A 16,644-nucleotide genomic window follows, 5' to 3' on the forward strand; every position below is an offset into this window, starting at 1 on the left:
TTTATTGATCTGTGCCAGGTTTTAGATCAGGAAGGCATTTACCCTTTCTTCATGACTAGACCTCTTAGACTTGAATATCCCGGCGCGCTTTATCATGTCACCAGTCGAGGTGACCGCAAGGCCTTGATTTTCCACGACGATACAGACCGCGCCATGTGGCTGCAAACGCTGGGCGAGGTTTGTGTCCAATTCCAGCTCTCGATTCACGCCTTCTGCCAAATGGGGAATCATTACCATCTCTTAATCGAAACCTCGGACGGCAAGCTTGCCCCCGCGATGCGCCAACTGAACGGCATCTACTCGCAGTATTTCAATCGACGACACAAACTAGTTGGGCATGTATTCCAAGGGCGGTACAAGTCGATTCTTATCGAGAAAGAAAACTATTTACTTGAGGTTGCGCGATATATCGTCTTGAATCCTGTACGGGCTGGCTTAGTCAAACATCCGCAAGATTGGCCGTGGAGCAGCTACAACATGGTCTACGCCACCACTGCACCGCCCAGTTGGCTGAATACAGCATGGCTATTGTCCAAATTCAGTGACTCGTTAGAGCAGGCGAAGCACGCTTATTGCAGCTTCGTCCTCGCGGGAGTTGGCGGCGCAAATCCATTAGAAAGCACGTATCGCCAATTGATACTGGGAAGTGAGCAGTTCATCCAACAACTGCAATCGCCGCTGCCCTTAAATAGCATCAGCGGCATATCCAAGCTGCAACGCAGTTCTGTAGCCCCACCGCTATCGGCATATCAGCAAGAATTTCCCGACCGCGATCTCGCAATGGCAAAAGCCTACCGCTCGCATGCTTACACCATCACCGAGATCGCCCATCACTTCGGCGTATCGCACACAACGGCCAGCCGTGCCGTTAAGAAGCATGGCTGATACCGTTGAGGCCGTGTAGAAATGGGGGACCTGACCCCGGAGTTTAATAGGCGACGCGCAGTTGCAGGTAGGCGGTGCGTGGGGCTGCGGCCATGCGGCCGGCGTTGCCGTCGACGTTGCGGGTGTAGTAGCGCTTGTCCGACAGGTTGTTGACGCCCGCCGCCACTTCGTACGCTTTCTGCTTCCACGACAGCTGCGCATTCCAGGTGCGGAAGCCGGGGATCAAGCCGACGACGCCGTTCGCTGCTTCCGCCACGGTGTTGGCGGTGTCGGAATACTGCTTGGCCTGGTGGGTGCTCGACAAGTTGGCCGTCCATGCGCCGACGCGGTAGCGCGCGCCCACGGTGTCGGTATTGCGCGAGTAGAACGGCACGTCCAGCCCAGCCGTCGCACCCGATTCCTGGATCGCCTTGGTGTAGGTGTAGTTGGCGTAGACGTTCAAGCCGGCCAGCGCGCCAGAATCGGCGAAGCTGTAGTCGACCGCGGTTTCAAGGCCGTCATGCTTGGTCGCGCCGATGTTCTGGAACGTCGCTGGCGTGATGCCCGGCACTTGCGCGATCTGGTTGTCGAACTTGAGTTTGAAGGCGGTGACTTCCGCGCTCAAGCCAGCGCTTTTCCAGCGCGCGCCTGCTTCGGCCGTTTTCGCCAGTTCAGGCTTCAGCGGATTCGCCGGTGTTTGCGAATTCAGCTGGGTGTTCTGCACCGCGCCGAACGAGGTGGTGTAGTTGACGAACACGGTCAGCGCCGGGCTCACCAGATAGGCCACGTTCAGCGACGGCAGCGCCTTGTTGTTGTCGGTCTCGAACGAGGACTTGGCCGCCACGTCGTCACGCGTCGAGGAGATTTTCTCGTAGCGCACGCCCGGCGTAATGCGCCACGCGCCCAGCGCGATGCGATCGTCGATATAGGCCGCATGCGCATCGGTGCTATTGATGAAGCGGGTGGCCGCGCCATTCGCGCCGGTCGCCACGATCTGGATGAAACTGTTGTCGTCGCCGCGCTCGCGCAGATAGCGGTAGCCCACGGTCACGTCGTGCGTCATGCCGCCGGCGTTGAAGCGCTGGGTGTAGCGCGGCTCGACGCCGGTCACCTGGTAGTTACGCGGCTGCCACGTGATCTGGGTCTTGGCCGCATTGATCAGCGCACTCTGGCGAAAACTCTCGTTGTAGTAGGCCTTGATCTCGAATTCCTGCGTGGCGGAGATGGTGTTCAGGTAGCCCACGTCCACGCCCTTGCGGTCGCCGTTCCAGAAGTCGGTCGGACGCGTGTTTTGATATGGGTCGGCGTTGTACTGCGCCACGGTCAAGCCGCCCGGCGTGCGCGACAGCACGTCGTAGTAGGAGACTTTGCCGTACACCTCGCTGTGTTCATTCAGCTTGTAGTTGAATTTCAGCGCCACATCGTTGACGCGCTCATCGCTGCCCGCGCGCCACTCGGTGCCTTCCATGCCCGAGTACATCAGCGCCACGCCGAGGCCGTTGCTGGCGGTGCCGCCGACAAACGCGCTGTACTGGCGGTTGCTGCCGCCCTGGCCGAAGTCGTTGTAGCGCACGGTAGCATCGCCGCTCAGGCCTTCGCCAGTCGGGATGGTGCGGCTGCGGAAGTTGATGATGCCGCCGACATTCTGCGGGCCGTAGCGCACCGCGCCGCCGCCACGCACCACGTCGATCGATTCAATATTGTTCAAGCTGACCGGTGCGAACGACAGCTGCGGCTGGCCGTAAGGCGCCACCGCCAGCGGGATGCCGTCCAGCAGCACGGTCGAGCGCGGCGAGTAGCGTCCGGTCAAACCGCGCACGCCGATATTCAGCGAAATGGCGCTGCCCGCCGTGCCCGAGTTGTCGGTCGACTGCACGCCCGGAATGCGGCGCAGCACGTCGCCGATGTTGGCCGCGCCGCTCTCGGCGATGTCTTCTTTGTCGACCACGGTACGCGCGCCGGCAAAATTCTTCACGCTGTTTTGCAAGCCCGAGCCTAGCCAGCTACCCGACACCTGGATCGACTCCATCGGCGCATCTCCGGTTTGTTGGGCGTGGGCGCTGGTTGCGAGCAGGGCCACGGCGGCGGCCAGTGCGGTCAGTTTGAATTCAGGCATGTGAAGAAAGCTTGTTATAAAGAACGGCGTAAATGATAACACTTCTCATTCGCAATTTCTAGCATTCTGTAGGATGGACTATAATTATCGAATGCTCAATCGTCTCAAACGCCAAACGCTGCATTTGTGGATCGCCATGCTGGCCGTCCTGTTTGCCGCGCTCGCGCCGACGGTTTCGCACGCCATCGCAGCGTCCACCACCGGCATGCTGGCGGAAATGTGCTCGGTCGACGGCCCGACCAAGAAGGCGCCGACCAACACCATGCACGGCATGGAACATTGCCCGTACTGCGCCACGCATGGCGGCGCACCTGCGCTGCCGCCGCCTGCCTTGACCGGCTTTGCCGTCATCGGCGGCCATGACGCTTATCCTCCACTGTTCTACACCGCGCCGCAGCCGCTGCATGGCTGGCGCACCGCCAATCCGCGCGGCCCTCCCGCTCTTTCCTGATCGTTAGCTTTTAACGCCCACAATCCGTGCATGGATTGCGGCTACCTTTACGCATCATCAGGAATCATCATGAAGAACACCATGTCGCCACTGGCATTGGCGCTGCTGGCCGCCTTTGCGCACGCCGAGGACGCGCCTCAACATCAACTGGGCACCGTGACCATCACCGGCAACCGCCCTACTTCGCTGCCGACGCAGATACCAACCACCATCGAAGGCATCACCAAAGCCGACATCGAGCGCGATATCAACGCCACCGATGCGGAAGACGCGCTGAAATATCTGCCCAGCCTCTTGGTGCGCAAGCGCTACATCGGCGATTACAACCACGCCGTGCTATCGACCCGCGCTTCCGGCACCGGCAATAGCGCGCGCTCGATGGTGTATGCGGACGGCATCCTGCTGTCCAATTACCTTGGGAACGGCGCGACGTTTGCGCCGCGCTGGGGCATGGTCAGCCCGGAGGAAATCGAACGTGTCGATGTGCTGTACGGCCCCTTCTCCGCGGCTTACGGCGGCAATTCGGTTGGTGCGGTGGTCGATTACGTCACGCGCATGCCAACCAAGTTTGAAGCGCACGCCAAGCTGACGCTCACGCATCAGCCTTTTAAACTGTATGGCACCAACGATAAGTACGACGGCAAGCAAGGCAGCTTCGCGCTCGGTGACCGCAATGGCGCGTGGTCGTGGTTCCTGGACTTGAGCCGTACCGACAGCGAAGGCCAGCCACTGACGTTCCTCACGCGCCCACAGACCGGTGCTGCTAGCACGGCCGGCACGCCGGTAACCGGCGCTGTGAGTGGCGTCGATCGCACCAACAATCCTTGGTACTTGCTGGGCGCGGCCACGCAGTACCACACGGTGCAGGATCAGGTGAAAGCCAAGCTGGCCTACGATTTTTCGCCGACCATGCGCGCAACGTACACCTTCGGCTTGTGGCGCAATGACTCCGAGGGCCGCCCTACTTCATACCTGCGCGATGCGGCGGGCCAGCCGGTGTACAGCGGCACGGTCAATATCAATGGCCGCAGCTACACGCTGGGGCCGACCGATCTCAATCTCTCCAACGAAGACCTTCAGCACGTGATGCACGGCCTGACGGTGAAGACTAACACCAAGGGCGTGTTCGATTGGGAGGTCGCAGCCAGCTTGTATGACTACGATAAGGATCAACTACGCGCCGCCTTGGTGCCAATGCCGGGCGCGCTCGGCGGCGGCAAGGGGCGCCTCGTCAATCAAGGCGGCACTGGTTGGAACACCTTCGCGGCCAAGGGTGTATGGCGTCCTGACGCCGCGCACGTAGCGGAATTCGGCTATCAGCGCGAAGCCTACAAATTAAGCAGCGCTGAACGGCCGACCAACGATTGGATCAGCGGCGATCCAGTGGGCGATCCTACTTCGCGCTTCGCCGGCAAGACCGAAACCAACAGCCTGCATGCGCAGGATACGTGGAAGTTCGCCCCGCAGTGGAAGACGGTGCTGGGCGCGCGCTTTGAACGCTGGCACGCGCACGATGGCTATACCGTGACTGCCAGTAAAGGCGCGCCGCACGGCGAACGTACCGAGAACTACATCTCGCCTAAAGCCGCTCTGGCCTATCAAGCTAGCGAAGACTGGGTGTTGAAAGCCTCGCTGGGACGCGCGGTGCGCATGCCGACGGTGTCCGAGCTATACCAAGGCGGCGTCAATGCTTCCGGCCAGTTGACCAACAACGATCCGAATCTGAAGCCGGAAAAGTCCTGGACGACAGAGCTGACCGGCGAACGCAAACTGGCCGACGGCTATCTACGCTTGACGGCATTTGGCGAGCGCACCACTGATGCGCTTTACTCGCAGACGAATGTGCTGATCACGCCGATGGTCACGAATATTCAAAACGTTGATCTGATTCGCACCAAGGGCCTGGAAGCGTCGTACGAAGCCAAGGTGCTCGGCTTCGACTTAAGCTCCAGCGTGACGTGGACTGATTCCAAAGTCATCCGCAACGCCAAGGCGCCTGGTAGCGTTGGCAAGTGGCAGCCTCGTATCCCGGAGTGGCGCGCCACCGGTGTCGCCAGCTACGCCGTCAACGACAAGCTGTCGATGACGCTGGCCGCGCGCTACAGCGGCAAACAGTACTCAACGCTGGATAATTCCGACATCAACGGCTTTGCCTATCAAGGCTCGAGCAAGTACTTCACGGCCGATGCGCGCCTGCGCTATCGCTTCAATCAGCAATGGAGCATGGCGCTAGGCGTGGATAACCTAAATAACTACCAATATTGGAATTTCCACCCTTACCCGCAACGCACCTACGTCGCTGAACTGAAGTTCGACCTGTAACGCCGCCTCCCGCGCCGCCAAGATTTTTTTTGGCGGCGCTTCGTGCACGCTTAAACATTCATATGATATACTTCTTTATGTCGAAACTTCCCAGAGACCGAGAACCATCATGCTGAGCACCGAACATAAAGCCATCATCACCGCCACCGTGCCTATCCTTGAGCAAGGCGGCGAAGCCCTGACCCGCCACTTCTACAAGTCCCTGTTCCGCGATCACCCGGAAGTGACGCCACTGTTCAATCAAGCGAATCAAACCGAAGGCACGCAGCAACGCGCGCTGGCTAACGCGGTTCTGATGTACGCGAAGAATATCGAAAAGCTGGAAAACCTTGGCCCGCTGGTCAACACCATCGTCAACAAGCACGTATCGCTGCAAATCCAGCCGGAGCACTATCCTATCGTCGGCGGCGCGCTGCTGAAGGCGATCCGCGAAGTGCTGGGCGCAGACGTCGCCACCGACGCCGTTATCGAAGCATGGGGCGCGGCCTACGGCCAACTGGCGCAGATCCTGATCGGCGCTGAAGAAAACGCCTACCAGGAAAATGAGCAGGCCGAAGGCGGCTGGCGCGGCGGCCGTCAATTCGAGGTCACCATCAAGACCGAGGAAAGCGATGAAATCACGACCTTCGTGCTGGAGCCAGTCGATGGCGGCAAGGTCGTGGCGCACAAGCCGGGCCAGTACATCGGCGTGAACGTCAATGTGAACGGCAACCTGCAACGCCGCCAGTACTCGCTGTCGGCCGTTGCCAATGGCGTCAGCTATCGCATCAGCGTCAAGCGCGAAGCCGGTGGCCTGGTATCCAACTTCCTGCACGACCATGTGCACGTAGGCGATACCATTGAGCTGTTCCCGCCATCGGGTGAATTTGTGCTGGCCGATAGCGACAAGCCACTGGTATTGATTAGCGGCGGCGTGGGCATCACCCCTACGCTGGCGATGCTGACGGCAGCCCTGACCAGCAACCGTCCGGTGCACTTCATCCACGCAGCGCGCCACGCCGGCGTGCACGCCTTCCGCGATCATATCGATGCGCTGGCGGCCAAGCACCCGCAACTGCAACGCTTCTACTGCTACGAGACCGCCGACGAAGCATCGCCACAGCCTCACGCCACCGGCTATCTGAATCCGCAGCAACTGTCGAAATGGCTGCCGGTCACGCGCGATGTGGAGGCCTACTTCCTCGGCCCTACGCCGTTCATGAAGGCGATCAAGTCGCACTTGCTGGAATTGGGCGTACCGCAGTCGCAGACTTACTACGAGTTCTTTGGCCCGGCCGAAGCTCTCGCTTGATGCGGTTTTCAACTATGTAAAGCTGGATTTCTTCGTGTACTAGGGTGGGCAGCGATGCAATACTTTATGCATCAAAGCCTCACTCCAGGAAAACATGAAGCGCAGAACTCTGTTGAAATTGACGGCCGGTAGTGCCGCCGTTGCCGGCTTTTCGCCCGTCTCGCTGGTCGTCGCCGCACCGCTCAAGGAGCTGCGGCTCGACTATGCTTACTACTCGCCTGCCAGCTTGGTGCTCAAGCGCTTCGGCTGGCTGGAAGATGAATTCAAACCAGACGGCGTGCAGATACGCTGGGTACTGAGCGCCGGCAGCAATCGCGCGCTTGAGTATCTGAATGCGAACAGCATTGATATCGGTTCGTCCGCAGGCTTGGCGGCGTTGCTGGCCAAGGCGAACGGCAATCCGATTAAGACTCCGTATATTTTCTCGCGTCCTGAATGGACTGCGCTGGTGGTGCGCAAGGATTCGCCGATTCGTACGCTGGCGGATTTGAAGGGCAAAAAGATCGCGGCCACCAAAGGCACCGATCCTTATCTGTTCTTGCTGCGCTCTTTGCAGACTGCGGGCTTAAAGCGCAGCGATATTGAGCATGTAAGCTTGCAGCATGCCGACGGCCGCGCCGCGCTGGAGCAAGGCAAGGTGGATGCGTGGGCTGGACTCGATCCGCACATGGCGGCGAGTGAACTGGAAAGCGGCTCACGTCTTATCTATCGCAATGTGGCGTTCAATACCTACGGTTTCCTGAATGTGCGCGAGGATTTTCTCGCTACGCGGCCTGCCGAAGTGGCGCGCGTGATCAAGGCTTACGAAAAGGCGCGTGCATGGATACGCGCGAATCCGAGCGAAGCGGCGAAGATCTTGTCTGAAGAGGCCAAGGTGTCGCTGCCGGTAGCGCTGCTGCAAGTGAAGCTGCGCACGGACTTCAGTAATCCGCAGCCGGGCAGCGAGCATGTGAAAGCCTTGCAGGTCGCTGCGCCGATTCTGAAAGATGAATCGCTGGTCAAAGCCGACGTAGACCTGGGCCGCGCCATCTCGGAGCTGGTCGATACGCGCTTCGCCCAGCCGCTCATCGCGCGTAGCTAAGGACGGCCAGCATGAGCAGCCAATTGGCCGTGCCATCGAGCGCCGCGCCGCCGGAGCGCAGACGCGATGGCGTCGCGCGGCGCGCGGCACAAGTCGATGCGCCGTCGATCGCCGACGCGGCAGAGTTAGCGCGTGCGGCCGGCGCTGCGCGTGCCTCGGTCGCGGCGGCGGTGCGCGGCGCTGGAGGACAGCGCTTGCGGCGCTTCCTTCTTGCCCTGCTGCTGCCGGTGACCGCGCTGCTGGCAATTGAGTTCTCGGTGCGCGGCGGACTGATTCCTGCAAATCTGCTGCCCGCACCTTCGCAAATCGTTGACACGCTGCGCGACCTTGGAACGGAAGGGCTGCTCGGCCACATCGCCGCCAGCACGGTGCGCGTGGCCGCTGGTTTTGCTGGGGGCGCGCTGCTGGCGGTGCTGCTTGGCGCAACCGTCGGCTTGAGCCGCCACGCCGAAGCCATTCTAGATCCTACGTTCCAGGCCCTGCGCGCGATTCCGTCGCTAGCGTGGGTGCCTTTGCTGCTGCTCTGGCTCGGTATCGATGAAGCGCCTAAGATCGTGCTGATTGCGATCGGCGCCTTCTTCCCCATCTACATGGGCGTGGCCTCCGGCATCCGCGGCGTCGACCGCAAACTGATTGAAGTAGCGCGGCTCTATCGCTTATCCAGCTTCGCATTGACGAAGCGCGTGCTGCTGCCCGCCGCCCTGCCAGCCATTCTCACCGGCTTGCGCAACGGCCTTAGTCTCGCCTGGATGTTCATGGTGGCCGCAGAACTCATCGCCGCCAGCAAAGGCCTGGGCTACCTGTTGTCCGACGGCCGCGAAACCAGCCGCGCCGACATCGTCCTCGCGGCCATCGCCCTACTGGCCATCCTCGGCAAAATCAGCGACACGCTGATGGCCGTCATAGAAAAGCGCGCCCTCGCCTGGCGCGACAGCTACGCATGAGCATTGCACTCGATATTCACGTTGAAGAAAAACGCTACGGCGCGCGCACCGTGCTGCGTGACGTCAGCCTGCAATTGCAGGAAGGTGAGATAGTCAGCTTGATTGGCGCCAGTGGCTGCGGCAAAAGCAGCCTGCTGTCCATCGCTTCAGGACTAGACCGCGATTTCAGCGGCGAGATTAAATTAGGCGGCACGCCGCTGCATGGCGTGAGCCGCGACATCGGCTTTATCTTCCAGGAGCCGCGCCTTTTCCCATGGTTGACGGTGGCGGAGAACGTCGCCTTCGACAGCAACAACGCCCTCGCCTCGCAGCGCCTGGTCACACGCTTGCTGGCCGAAGTCGGCCTGCAAGATCATGCCGGCGCGCTGCCCAAGCAACTATCCGGCGGACAGGCGCAACGCGCGGCCATCGCGCGCGGCCTGTTCACGCAACCGCGCGTGCTACTGCTCGACGAGCCCTTCTCCGCTGTTGACGCTTTCACGCGCATGAAGCTACAGGACTTGCTGTTGAAGGTGGCCTGCCAGCACAAGCTTACCGTGCTACTGGTCACTCACGACATCGACGAAGCACTGTACCTGAGCGATCGCATCGTGCTGCTGGACGGCGGCCTGACCGAGTTTCATCCCGGCCCGGCGCCACGCAAGCGCGGCGACGTAACGGCGGCCCAGCTCAAGGCCGCCATCCTGGACAGCCTGCACGTTTAGAACTTTGCGCGCACGCCAAACACCACGTTACGGCCCGGCAGCGGCGCGATGTCTTTCAACACCGAGGTCGAAGTGCGAATCTCGTCGTTGGTCAGATTCTTCGCCAGCAGGAACCAGGTTAAGTCGTACTCGCCGACCTTCTGCGTGTACGAGATGTTGGCGTTCAGCTGATTGTAGCTAGGCGTATCGGTGGTTTCGAAAGACGCCAGACGATCTTGCGATTGCGCGTGCACCAGCGACAAGCCAGCGCGCCATGCGCCCATCTTGTAAGCGGTGCTGATGCCCACGCGGGTCGCCGGTTGCAGCGGCAGGCTGCCGCCGCGTTCCAGCTTACCGTGCGAGGTGTCGGCAAACAGACGGCCAGACCAGCCCGCGCCGGTTGGGTTGTATTCCAATTCCGCTTCCGCACCCTGGATAGTGGCGTCGGCCTGTTCGAAGATGCGCTCGCGCAGTTCCTCGCCCGGATTGCCGTCTTCATCCAGCAGATTGCCGGTGATGTGGCCGTAGATGAAATCACTGACCTTGTTGCGGAAGACGTTGGCCTTCCAGCGCACCAGGCCCGTGGTCTTCTGCACGTTCAATTCGATATTGCGCGAGGTCTCCTTCTTGAAATCGGCGTTACCGATATCGAAGGTGACGGTGGCGTCGTGCGGGCCGCTCGAATACAGTTCTTCGGTCGACGGCGCGCGCTGCGCGTACGACAAGGTCGCACCGACGGCATAGCCGTGCACGAACGGCCACAGTGCGCCGACCGAACCGGATTGCAGATTGAACGAGCGATTCACGCCGGTGACCGGCTCGCGCTTCACGCGCTCAACGCGCGCACCGGCGTTGAACTTGACCGGGCCGAAGTCGGTTTCCTCGACCAGGAACGCGGCGTTGGAGGTCGAATGCGTGACCGGTACGGTATCCGGGCCGCCTTCCGCGCTCAAAGCGGAGAAGTTGGTGTTCTCGGTCTGCACGCCGAAGGTGCCGTGCCAGCCTGCGACCGGCTTGTGCGTCAGTTCAAAGCGCGTTTCCAGAGAGCGGTTCTTGAACAGCACTTCCGGTGCGCCGTCTTCGCCGATTTCGGCGTGCTTGTAGTCGGTGTAGCCGGCTTTGAATTTGAAGGTCTCGAAACCTGCCAGCGGCGCTGTCACCAAGCTGTCGATGTCGTAGCGGTTTTGCTTCTGGTCGATCCTCGAGCCTTCTTCGCTCGGAATGCCGTAGACGTTGGACAGGCGCGAAGCAGATACGCCGATGAAGCCCCAGTTGTCGATGTAGGAACCACCAAGGCCGCCAGTACGCGAACGCGTGTCCGAGTGCGCCAGGCGGCCGACCGGCGTGTTGTAGTCGTCGGCGTTGCGCAGGTTGCCGTCGATGTGCCATGCCAGTTTATCGACCGCGCCATCGAGCGTGCCGGAGACATTGCGGCCGCTATCGACGGTGCTGGCGCGCGCCTCCAGTTGGCCGGTCAGTTTCGGCTCCAGCGCAGTCGGAATGCGTTCATTGACCACGTTGACCAAGCCGCCAATCGCGCCCGAGCCATACAGCAGCGCCGCCGGGCCGCGCAGAATCTCGATCTGCTGCGCTACCGCGCCTTCCGCCGCCACCGCGTGGTCGTTCGACAGGCCGGAGACGTCGGAAACGGCCATGCCGTTTTCCAGCATCTTGACGCGCGCACCTTCCAGGCCGCGAATAATCGGACGCGACGCGCCGGCGCCAAACGCCGATGCCGATACGCCGAGTTCCTGCGACAGCGTCTCGCCGAGCGAGCTGCCGGCCTTGTCGCGCAGCTCATCGCCGGACAGCACCTTGGCCGGCGTGAGGATCTGGTCGTTGGCGGTATTGCCAAATGGGTTAGCCGTAACGACAACTTGTTGAACCGGGGCCGCTTGGCCGAGGGCCAGCGAGGAATAGGCGGACAGGATCGCGCCAGCCAGCAGCGTGCGTTGAATCTTCATGTAAAACCTCTAACAAAATGGATGACAACCCGCGCGGCGCAGCCTTGCGGCGCGCCACGTCGAAGCGAAAAATCAGGACGGATTCAGGGTGTCAGGCCAGCGGAGGGGCGCGCGACTGGAAGACGCAGGTGGTACGCTCGCAAGCGGCCAGCGTAGCCGGGATGGCGACAGGCGCGGAGCCGAGGGTGGAAATGGCCAGCGTCAGCGGCGAACTGGTGATGGCAGCCGCCATCTGCGCCACCGACACGCATTCGGCGCAGACCTTGTGGACGGCGACGCGTTTGCGGTGTTCGGCTTGGTCTTCGTCGGAGAGTTGACCAATCAGCTGGACATTTTGCTGCTCGGCGCCGATCCAGTGCGTGTAGACGTGGGTTACCCCTATCTGCTGCGTCAAGAGCAGCAGAAGCGCGAGCAACACGTGAACGATAGGGAGGCGTCGATACATGGCCAGTATTCTAGCGTGTTAAGATAGCGGGATGCAAACCTCCATTGCCGAAACACAGATCCGCGCCACCGGCGCCCGCGTCACCCGCCAGCGCGTGCTGGTACTCGATTTCCTGCTGGCGCAGTCCAAGTCCCTGACCCATCACGAGATTCAGGCCCACTTGGCGCACGCCGAGCTGGACTCCGTCACGCTGTACCGCGTGCTGGAGTGGCTGACCGAAAATGAACTGATTCACCGCATCGCCGGCGCCGACCAGGTATGGCGCTTCAGCGGCGGCGCCGGCCATCGCGCGCACGAACACGCGCACTTCCAATGCACCAACTGCGAACAGCTGACCTGCTTTACCGACGTGTCGCTGCCGCGCAAGATCAAGCTGCCGGACGGCTTTACCGCGCAGGAAATCGACTTCCTGATCAAAGGCCTGTGCCCCAACTGCTCGCCCAAGAACTAAGCTGCATGAAAAAGACGTTACTCATCCTTGCCTGCGCGCTTGCTCTGAGCGCCTGCGCGCCGTTCGCGCCGCGTACTCCAGCCGCCCCGGAAACCACCATCTCCAGCCTGCGCTTCATCGGTGAACAGCGTTTGCCGTGGCGCCAGCAATATCATGGCACCATGGTTGGCGGCCTGTCCGGCATCGATTACGACGCCGCGCGCGATGAATGGGTGATGATTAGCGACGACCGTTCGCAATTCAATCCGGCGCGCTACTATCGCGCCAAGCTGTCGTACGATGCGCAAGCTTTCCATTCGGTGCAGCTGACCGGCGTGGCCGCGCTGCTGCAAGCGGACGGCAGCCCTTACCCATCCAAGGAAGAATACAAGCGCAGCAACGGCGTGGTGCCAGATCTGGAAACGATACGCGTCGATCCACAGGATGGCAGCATCTGGTACGGCAGCGAAGGCGATGTCGGGCTAGGGCTCGATCCCTTCATTCGCCGCGCCGCGCCGGATGGCCATCACCAGTCCGAGTTGCCGCTGCCGCCGCTGTTCACGGTATCGAAGGAACATAAATTTGGGCCGCGCAATAATCAGGCTTTTGAAGGCCTGGCCTTTGCGCCGGATGGGCGCAGCCTGTGGGTATCGCTGGAAGGCCCGATGTATCAGGACGGCCCGGAGCCAACCCCGTCGCAAGGCGCGGTCAACCGCATCACCCACTTCGCGCGCGACGGCAAGGTGCTGGGCCAGTACGCCTATCCGCTGGAGGCGATTCCGGCTGCGCCGGGCAAAGGCAAGTATGCCGACAACGGCATCTCGGAGATCCTGGCGCTGGGGGCCTCGCGCGTGCTGGTGATGGAGCGCGCCGGCGTGCAAGCCGACGACGGTTCGTACAAGGACTACGTGCGCCTGTACGAAATCGACACCAATGGCGCCAGCGATATCCAGCACCTGCCCAGCTTGAAAGACGCCAGCTACACGCTGGTGAAAAAGCGCCTGGTGCTCGACCTCGGCACGCTGCACCTGCCCATCATCGACAACCTCGAAGGCATGGCGCTGGGGCCGGCATTGGCCAACGGCCACCGCAGCCTGGTGTTGATTTCCGATGACAATTTTAGCAAGACGCAAGTGACGCAGCTGCTGCTATTCGAATTGCTCCCGTGAATCTGTCATACTATTGCTTTTAGCGGTTATCCCAAACAACGATGGACGCGCGACGCGAGCATGTAAGGCGGCTGCTACAGGTAGACGCTTACATCACCGACATTCACGAACAAAACCCACTGCCCGCACAGATCATCGATATCTCGCGGATGGGTGTCGCGTTTGTCAGCAATCAGCCCTTGCCCGCCAACGAGCAGTTCATCCTCAATTTCAGCTTCCCCGGCAGCCCGCTGCGCAACGAGATCACGCTGACCGTGCTGCACAGCGCGGCCATCGGCACCCAGGGCCGCTACCGCAACGGCGCCCGCTTCATCACCATCTCCGAAGAGTGCGCGGAGCGCATCTTCGACTACGTCACCACAGCGCCGGCCTGAGCCGGTTGCTTACCATCCGATATCCTGCAATAGCGGCAAGGTCAGGTCGAATGGCGGCTGCACCTCATGCCGCAAGTCGGCATTGATGGCCGGCTCCATCAACTGGTTAGGCGTGGCGCTGGTGTCGTAGTGCGACACCGACGAACCCGGCTGATTCGGGCGCGGCGCATACATCAGCACCCTGCCCAGCGGATCGGTGCCGGCCCGCACGCCAAGATTGACGCCGAGATTGGCAAACAAGCCCGAGTGCGTGCGCGTGCGGCCGGCAATGGCTTGCTTAAGCGCCAGGCCATCCTCCAGCGTGATGCGCACGGCCGGGATAACGATGCGCGGATCGCTGCCACCCAGCCCCGGCGGCGGCGCACCGGCAACGTTGTCCACGACAATGGCACCAATCGCGCCCGCGTCTTGCACATTGCGCACCTTGACCACAAAGGTGCACACGCCGCGATCGAGCAAGGCGATCTTGCCTTTGACCGCCAGCGCATTGACCGCCGACAGCGGCGTGCAGGCCAGGCCGAGATCTGGCGGCGTATCGACCACCGGCATCACTTCGCCAGTCAGTCCGGGCGTGCTCAGCGGCGGGCCGAACGCTGCCGTGCCGACCTGGATCACGCCCGCCAGTCCCGGCGGCGACAAGATAGTCAGGATCGGCGTGCCGGCGTTTAAAACAATCTGCGCGGCATTGGTGACCTGCACGCCGCTCCACACCAGCTTGCCAGATTTCACGGCCGAGGCCGCCCGCTCCGCGTTGTTCATATCCTTCCATGTCTTGCCGGTGCTGGTGTCGAGCAGGAAGTAATCCCAGATGCTGGGGATGCCAGCCAGCAGCTCGCCGCTTTGGTCGTCGGTGTAGGTTTGGAAGCCGAGGCCGTGCGCGAACTCGTGCAGCAGCACCGTGACCAGATCGGTATTGGGCCCATGCTGGTTATCAAGCCCGAGATAGAAAGGCGAACCGGTGAAGCAGCCGGGCTGGCCAAGATTGACGTTAAAGCGCGCCCGGATATCAGGTGTATCCGGGTCGGCATCGAAGCCGATGAGCTTGTTGGTTTCGGCCTTGCCGAACCACGCGTGGCGCTGCGGCGCGCCGGGGAAATCGGCAAACACCTCCAACGCGCCGGCACTGCCGAGCACGGCGGCGGTGTCGGTACACGGCAAGGCGTCCCACGTAGCGAGCACGCGGATCGGCACGCTGCTGTTCAGCGTCGCGCCCCACTTGCTGGCGGCCGCCTGGAAGGCATTGAGGCGCTGGATGCCGAGCGTAGTGCCGGTATTGCCGCCAACCGGCGCCACCGGCGAGGCGTCATTAAAGCCAACGCCAGGCGGGTCGCCATTGACGATGGTAATGGTGGCAGCCGCCCATGCGAGGGCGTGAGCACAGCAAAGCAGCAAGGCGGCCAGTGCGCGCAATAGCGGGTTCATTTGCGTTCTCCCGCTGCCGGTTCGCAGCTTTCCGTGATGCTGCCGTCGCTGGCCTTGCGCGCCACAGCGTAGCGCACTTGCCGCTCATCGAGCATCAGGCTAATGCCGCCGTGCGACGGGCGTGGCGCCGGCGGCGCTTGCTTGAACAACGGCGCCGGCGCGCGCGCAGCGGCAGCCAGCAGCAACGCCGCCTGTTCAGGATTCGGCCCCGTCAACTGTCCCGTAACGGGATCCTTGTAAGCCATGAAGCCGCCCTGCCCCGCTGCCGACGGCGCGACCGGCTGGGCCTGCACCTGCACGTGAGGAAAGCTCATCAGGCCGTCGGTGCCGGCCTGCGCCGCCAGCGCAGCCGTCGCCATGCCGGCCGCCGCCAGCCATTGCCTGCGTGGACGGCGCGCGCCAAGCAGCGCGACCGCGCCAAGGCAAATCAGCGCTACCGTGCCCGGCGCAGGAATGGCGTTGATGCTGACCGAATCTATCCCGATGTAATTGCCGTTAATGCTAGTGTCGTCAACGACATAGCGGAACGCATACCGCCCGTCAGCCGGCTCAGAGAGCCCGCTGACCAGCAGCGCATAGTCCCGCCAGCCGGTATCGACATGGGACTCAAACGCCGCCAGCAATGAGAAGTCCGCAAGATTGGTACTCGCGCCGCTATCGCTGACATACACCTCCACGCGATCCAGCAAGCCCTCGCCAAGCAAGCGCAGCGAGAACTGCAAGGACTCGCCATTTGCCACCAGCACCTGCGGCGTCAACAGCCAATTGCTGACGGTTCCACCGAACGCCGCGTTGTTAAAATTGGCCGCAATATAGGACGAAGGCGGCCCGGATGGGGCCGCAAAAAAGGCCGGATTCCCTTGAAACCAGCCAGTACTGCCGGGCGGCGTAGACGCATTAATCAACGCCCAGCCACTCGCCGGCAACGCCGCCACATCCTCAAACCCTTCCACCAACAACGGCGCCCCCACGGCACCGCAACTGAAAGCGAGCGCAACCAGCCCCGCCAGATATCGCATCGGCTTCATAACATCCCCCAAGGTAAGTTCACACGGCTCAACTTGCTGTAGTTAGACACCACAGCAAAG

The 16,644-nt window shown here is 61.7% G+C and carries 15 protein-coding genes; 10 read left to right on the forward strand and 5 right to left on the reverse strand.

The window, feature by feature from the left end; genetic code table 11:
• Positions 1–51: 51 nt before the first annotated feature.
• Positions 52–885 (forward strand): REP-associated tyrosine transposase, encoded by an 834-nt coding sequence (locus GTP45_RS11510; RefSeq protein WP_161013986.1) that lies wholly within the window; start codon positions 52–54, stop codon positions 883–885.
• Positions 886–928: 43 nt separating this feature from the next.
• Here the strand turns inward: GTP45_RS11510 and GTP45_RS11515 are convergent, their stop codons facing one another.
• Entirely contained in the window at positions 929–2,980 is a 2,052-nt protein-coding gene (locus tag GTP45_RS11515) for a TonB-dependent receptor family protein (RefSeq protein ID WP_161013987.1), read from the reverse strand.
• 91 nt (positions 2,981–3,071) lie between these two features.
• On the opposite strand from GTP45_RS11515, the gene GTP45_RS11520 reads away from it, so the two are divergent.
• The 6 genes from GTP45_RS11520 to GTP45_RS11545 all read left to right on the forward strand — a co-directional run bounded on the left by GTP45_RS11520 (position 3,072) and on the right by GTP45_RS11545 (position 9,773).
• Complete coding sequence (locus tag GTP45_RS11520; RefSeq protein ID WP_161013988.1) at positions 3,072–3,431, forward strand: DUF2946 domain-containing protein; 360 nt, start codon at positions 3,072–3,074, stop codon at positions 3,429–3,431.
• A gap of 69 nt (positions 3,432–3,500) precedes the next feature.
• Positions 3,501–5,753: a TonB-dependent receptor gene (locus tag GTP45_RS11525; RefSeq protein WP_161013989.1), complete on the forward strand. Its 2,253-nt coding sequence runs from the start codon at positions 3,501–3,503 to the stop codon at positions 5,751–5,753.
• A gap of 109 nt (positions 5,754–5,862) precedes the next feature.
• A complete protein-coding gene (hmpA, locus tag GTP45_RS11530; RefSeq protein WP_161013990.1) occupies positions 5,863–7,044 on the forward strand; it encodes an NO-inducible flavohemoprotein in 1,182 nt (393 codons plus the stop codon).
• Between the two features lie 94 nt (positions 7,045–7,138).
• Positions 7,139–8,125 (forward strand): aliphatic sulfonate ABC transporter substrate-binding protein, encoded by a 987-nt coding sequence (locus tag GTP45_RS11535; protein WP_161013991.1) that lies wholly within the window; start codon positions 7,139–7,141, stop codon positions 8,123–8,125.
• A gap of 11 nt (positions 8,126–8,136) precedes the next feature.
• Complete coding sequence (locus GTP45_RS11540; protein ID WP_161013992.1) at positions 8,137–9,069, forward strand: ABC transporter permease; 933 nt, start codon at positions 8,137–8,139, stop codon at positions 9,067–9,069.
• Positions 9,066–9,773 (forward strand): ABC transporter ATP-binding protein, encoded by a 708-nt coding sequence (locus GTP45_RS11545; protein ID WP_161013993.1) that lies wholly within the window; start codon positions 9,066–9,068, stop codon positions 9,771–9,773. The genes GTP45_RS11540 and GTP45_RS11545 overlap by 4 nt, the downstream gene beginning before the upstream one ends.
• Here GTP45_RS11545 and GTP45_RS11550 read toward each other — a convergent pair.
• A complete protein-coding gene (locus GTP45_RS11550; protein ID WP_161013994.1) occupies positions 9,770–11,716 on the reverse strand; it encodes a TonB-dependent receptor in 1,947 nt (648 codons plus the stop codon). The two genes, GTP45_RS11545 and GTP45_RS11550, sit on opposite strands and share 4 nt — an antisense overlap.
• Before the next feature lie 91 nt (positions 11,717–11,807).
• A complete protein-coding gene (locus tag GTP45_RS11555; RefSeq protein WP_161013995.1) occupies positions 11,808–12,161 on the reverse strand; it encodes a hypothetical protein in 354 nt (117 codons plus the stop codon).
• Positions 12,162–12,192: 31 nt separating this feature from the next.
• Between GTP45_RS11555 and GTP45_RS11560 the strand changes: the two genes are divergently transcribed.
• Genes GTP45_RS11560 through GTP45_RS11570 form a run of 3 tightly spaced genes read left to right on the forward strand, consistent with a single transcriptional unit; the run spans position 12,193 to position 14,134 of the window.
• On the forward strand, positions 12,193–12,612 hold the full coding sequence (locus GTP45_RS11560; protein WP_161013996.1) for a Fur family transcriptional regulator: 420 nt from the start codon (positions 12,193–12,195) through the stop codon (positions 12,610–12,612).
• Positions 12,613–12,617: 5 nt separating this feature from the next.
• Positions 12,618–13,760 (forward strand): esterase-like activity of phytase family protein, encoded by a 1,143-nt coding sequence (locus GTP45_RS11565; protein ID WP_161013997.1) that lies wholly within the window; start codon positions 12,618–12,620, stop codon positions 13,758–13,760.
• A 41-nt stretch (positions 13,761–13,801) separates the two neighbouring features.
• On the forward strand, positions 13,802–14,134 hold the full coding sequence (locus GTP45_RS11570) for a PilZ domain-containing protein (protein ID WP_161013998.1): 333 nt from the start codon (positions 13,802–13,804) through the stop codon (positions 14,132–14,134).
• A 9-nt stretch (positions 14,135–14,143) separates the two neighbouring features.
• Here the strand turns inward: GTP45_RS11570 and GTP45_RS11575 are convergent, their stop codons facing one another.
• Entirely contained in the window at positions 14,144–15,556 is a 1,413-nt protein-coding gene (locus tag GTP45_RS11575; RefSeq protein ID WP_161013999.1) for a PA domain-containing protein, read from the reverse strand.
• The gene (locus GTP45_RS11580) at positions 15,553–16,584 is read right to left on the reverse strand and encodes a choice-of-anchor J domain-containing protein (protein ID WP_161014000.1); all 1,032 of its coding nucleotides are present in this window, start codon (positions 16,582–16,584) and stop codon (positions 15,553–15,555) included. Before GTP45_RS11580 ends, GTP45_RS11575 begins: the two co-directional genes overlap by 4 nt.
• Positions 16,585–16,644: the final 60 nt, after the last annotated feature.

The organism is Duganella rivi (assembly GCF_009857435.1).
Taxonomy (GTDB): Bacteria; Pseudomonadota; Gammaproteobacteria; order Burkholderiales; family Burkholderiaceae_D; genus Rugamonas; species Rugamonas rivi.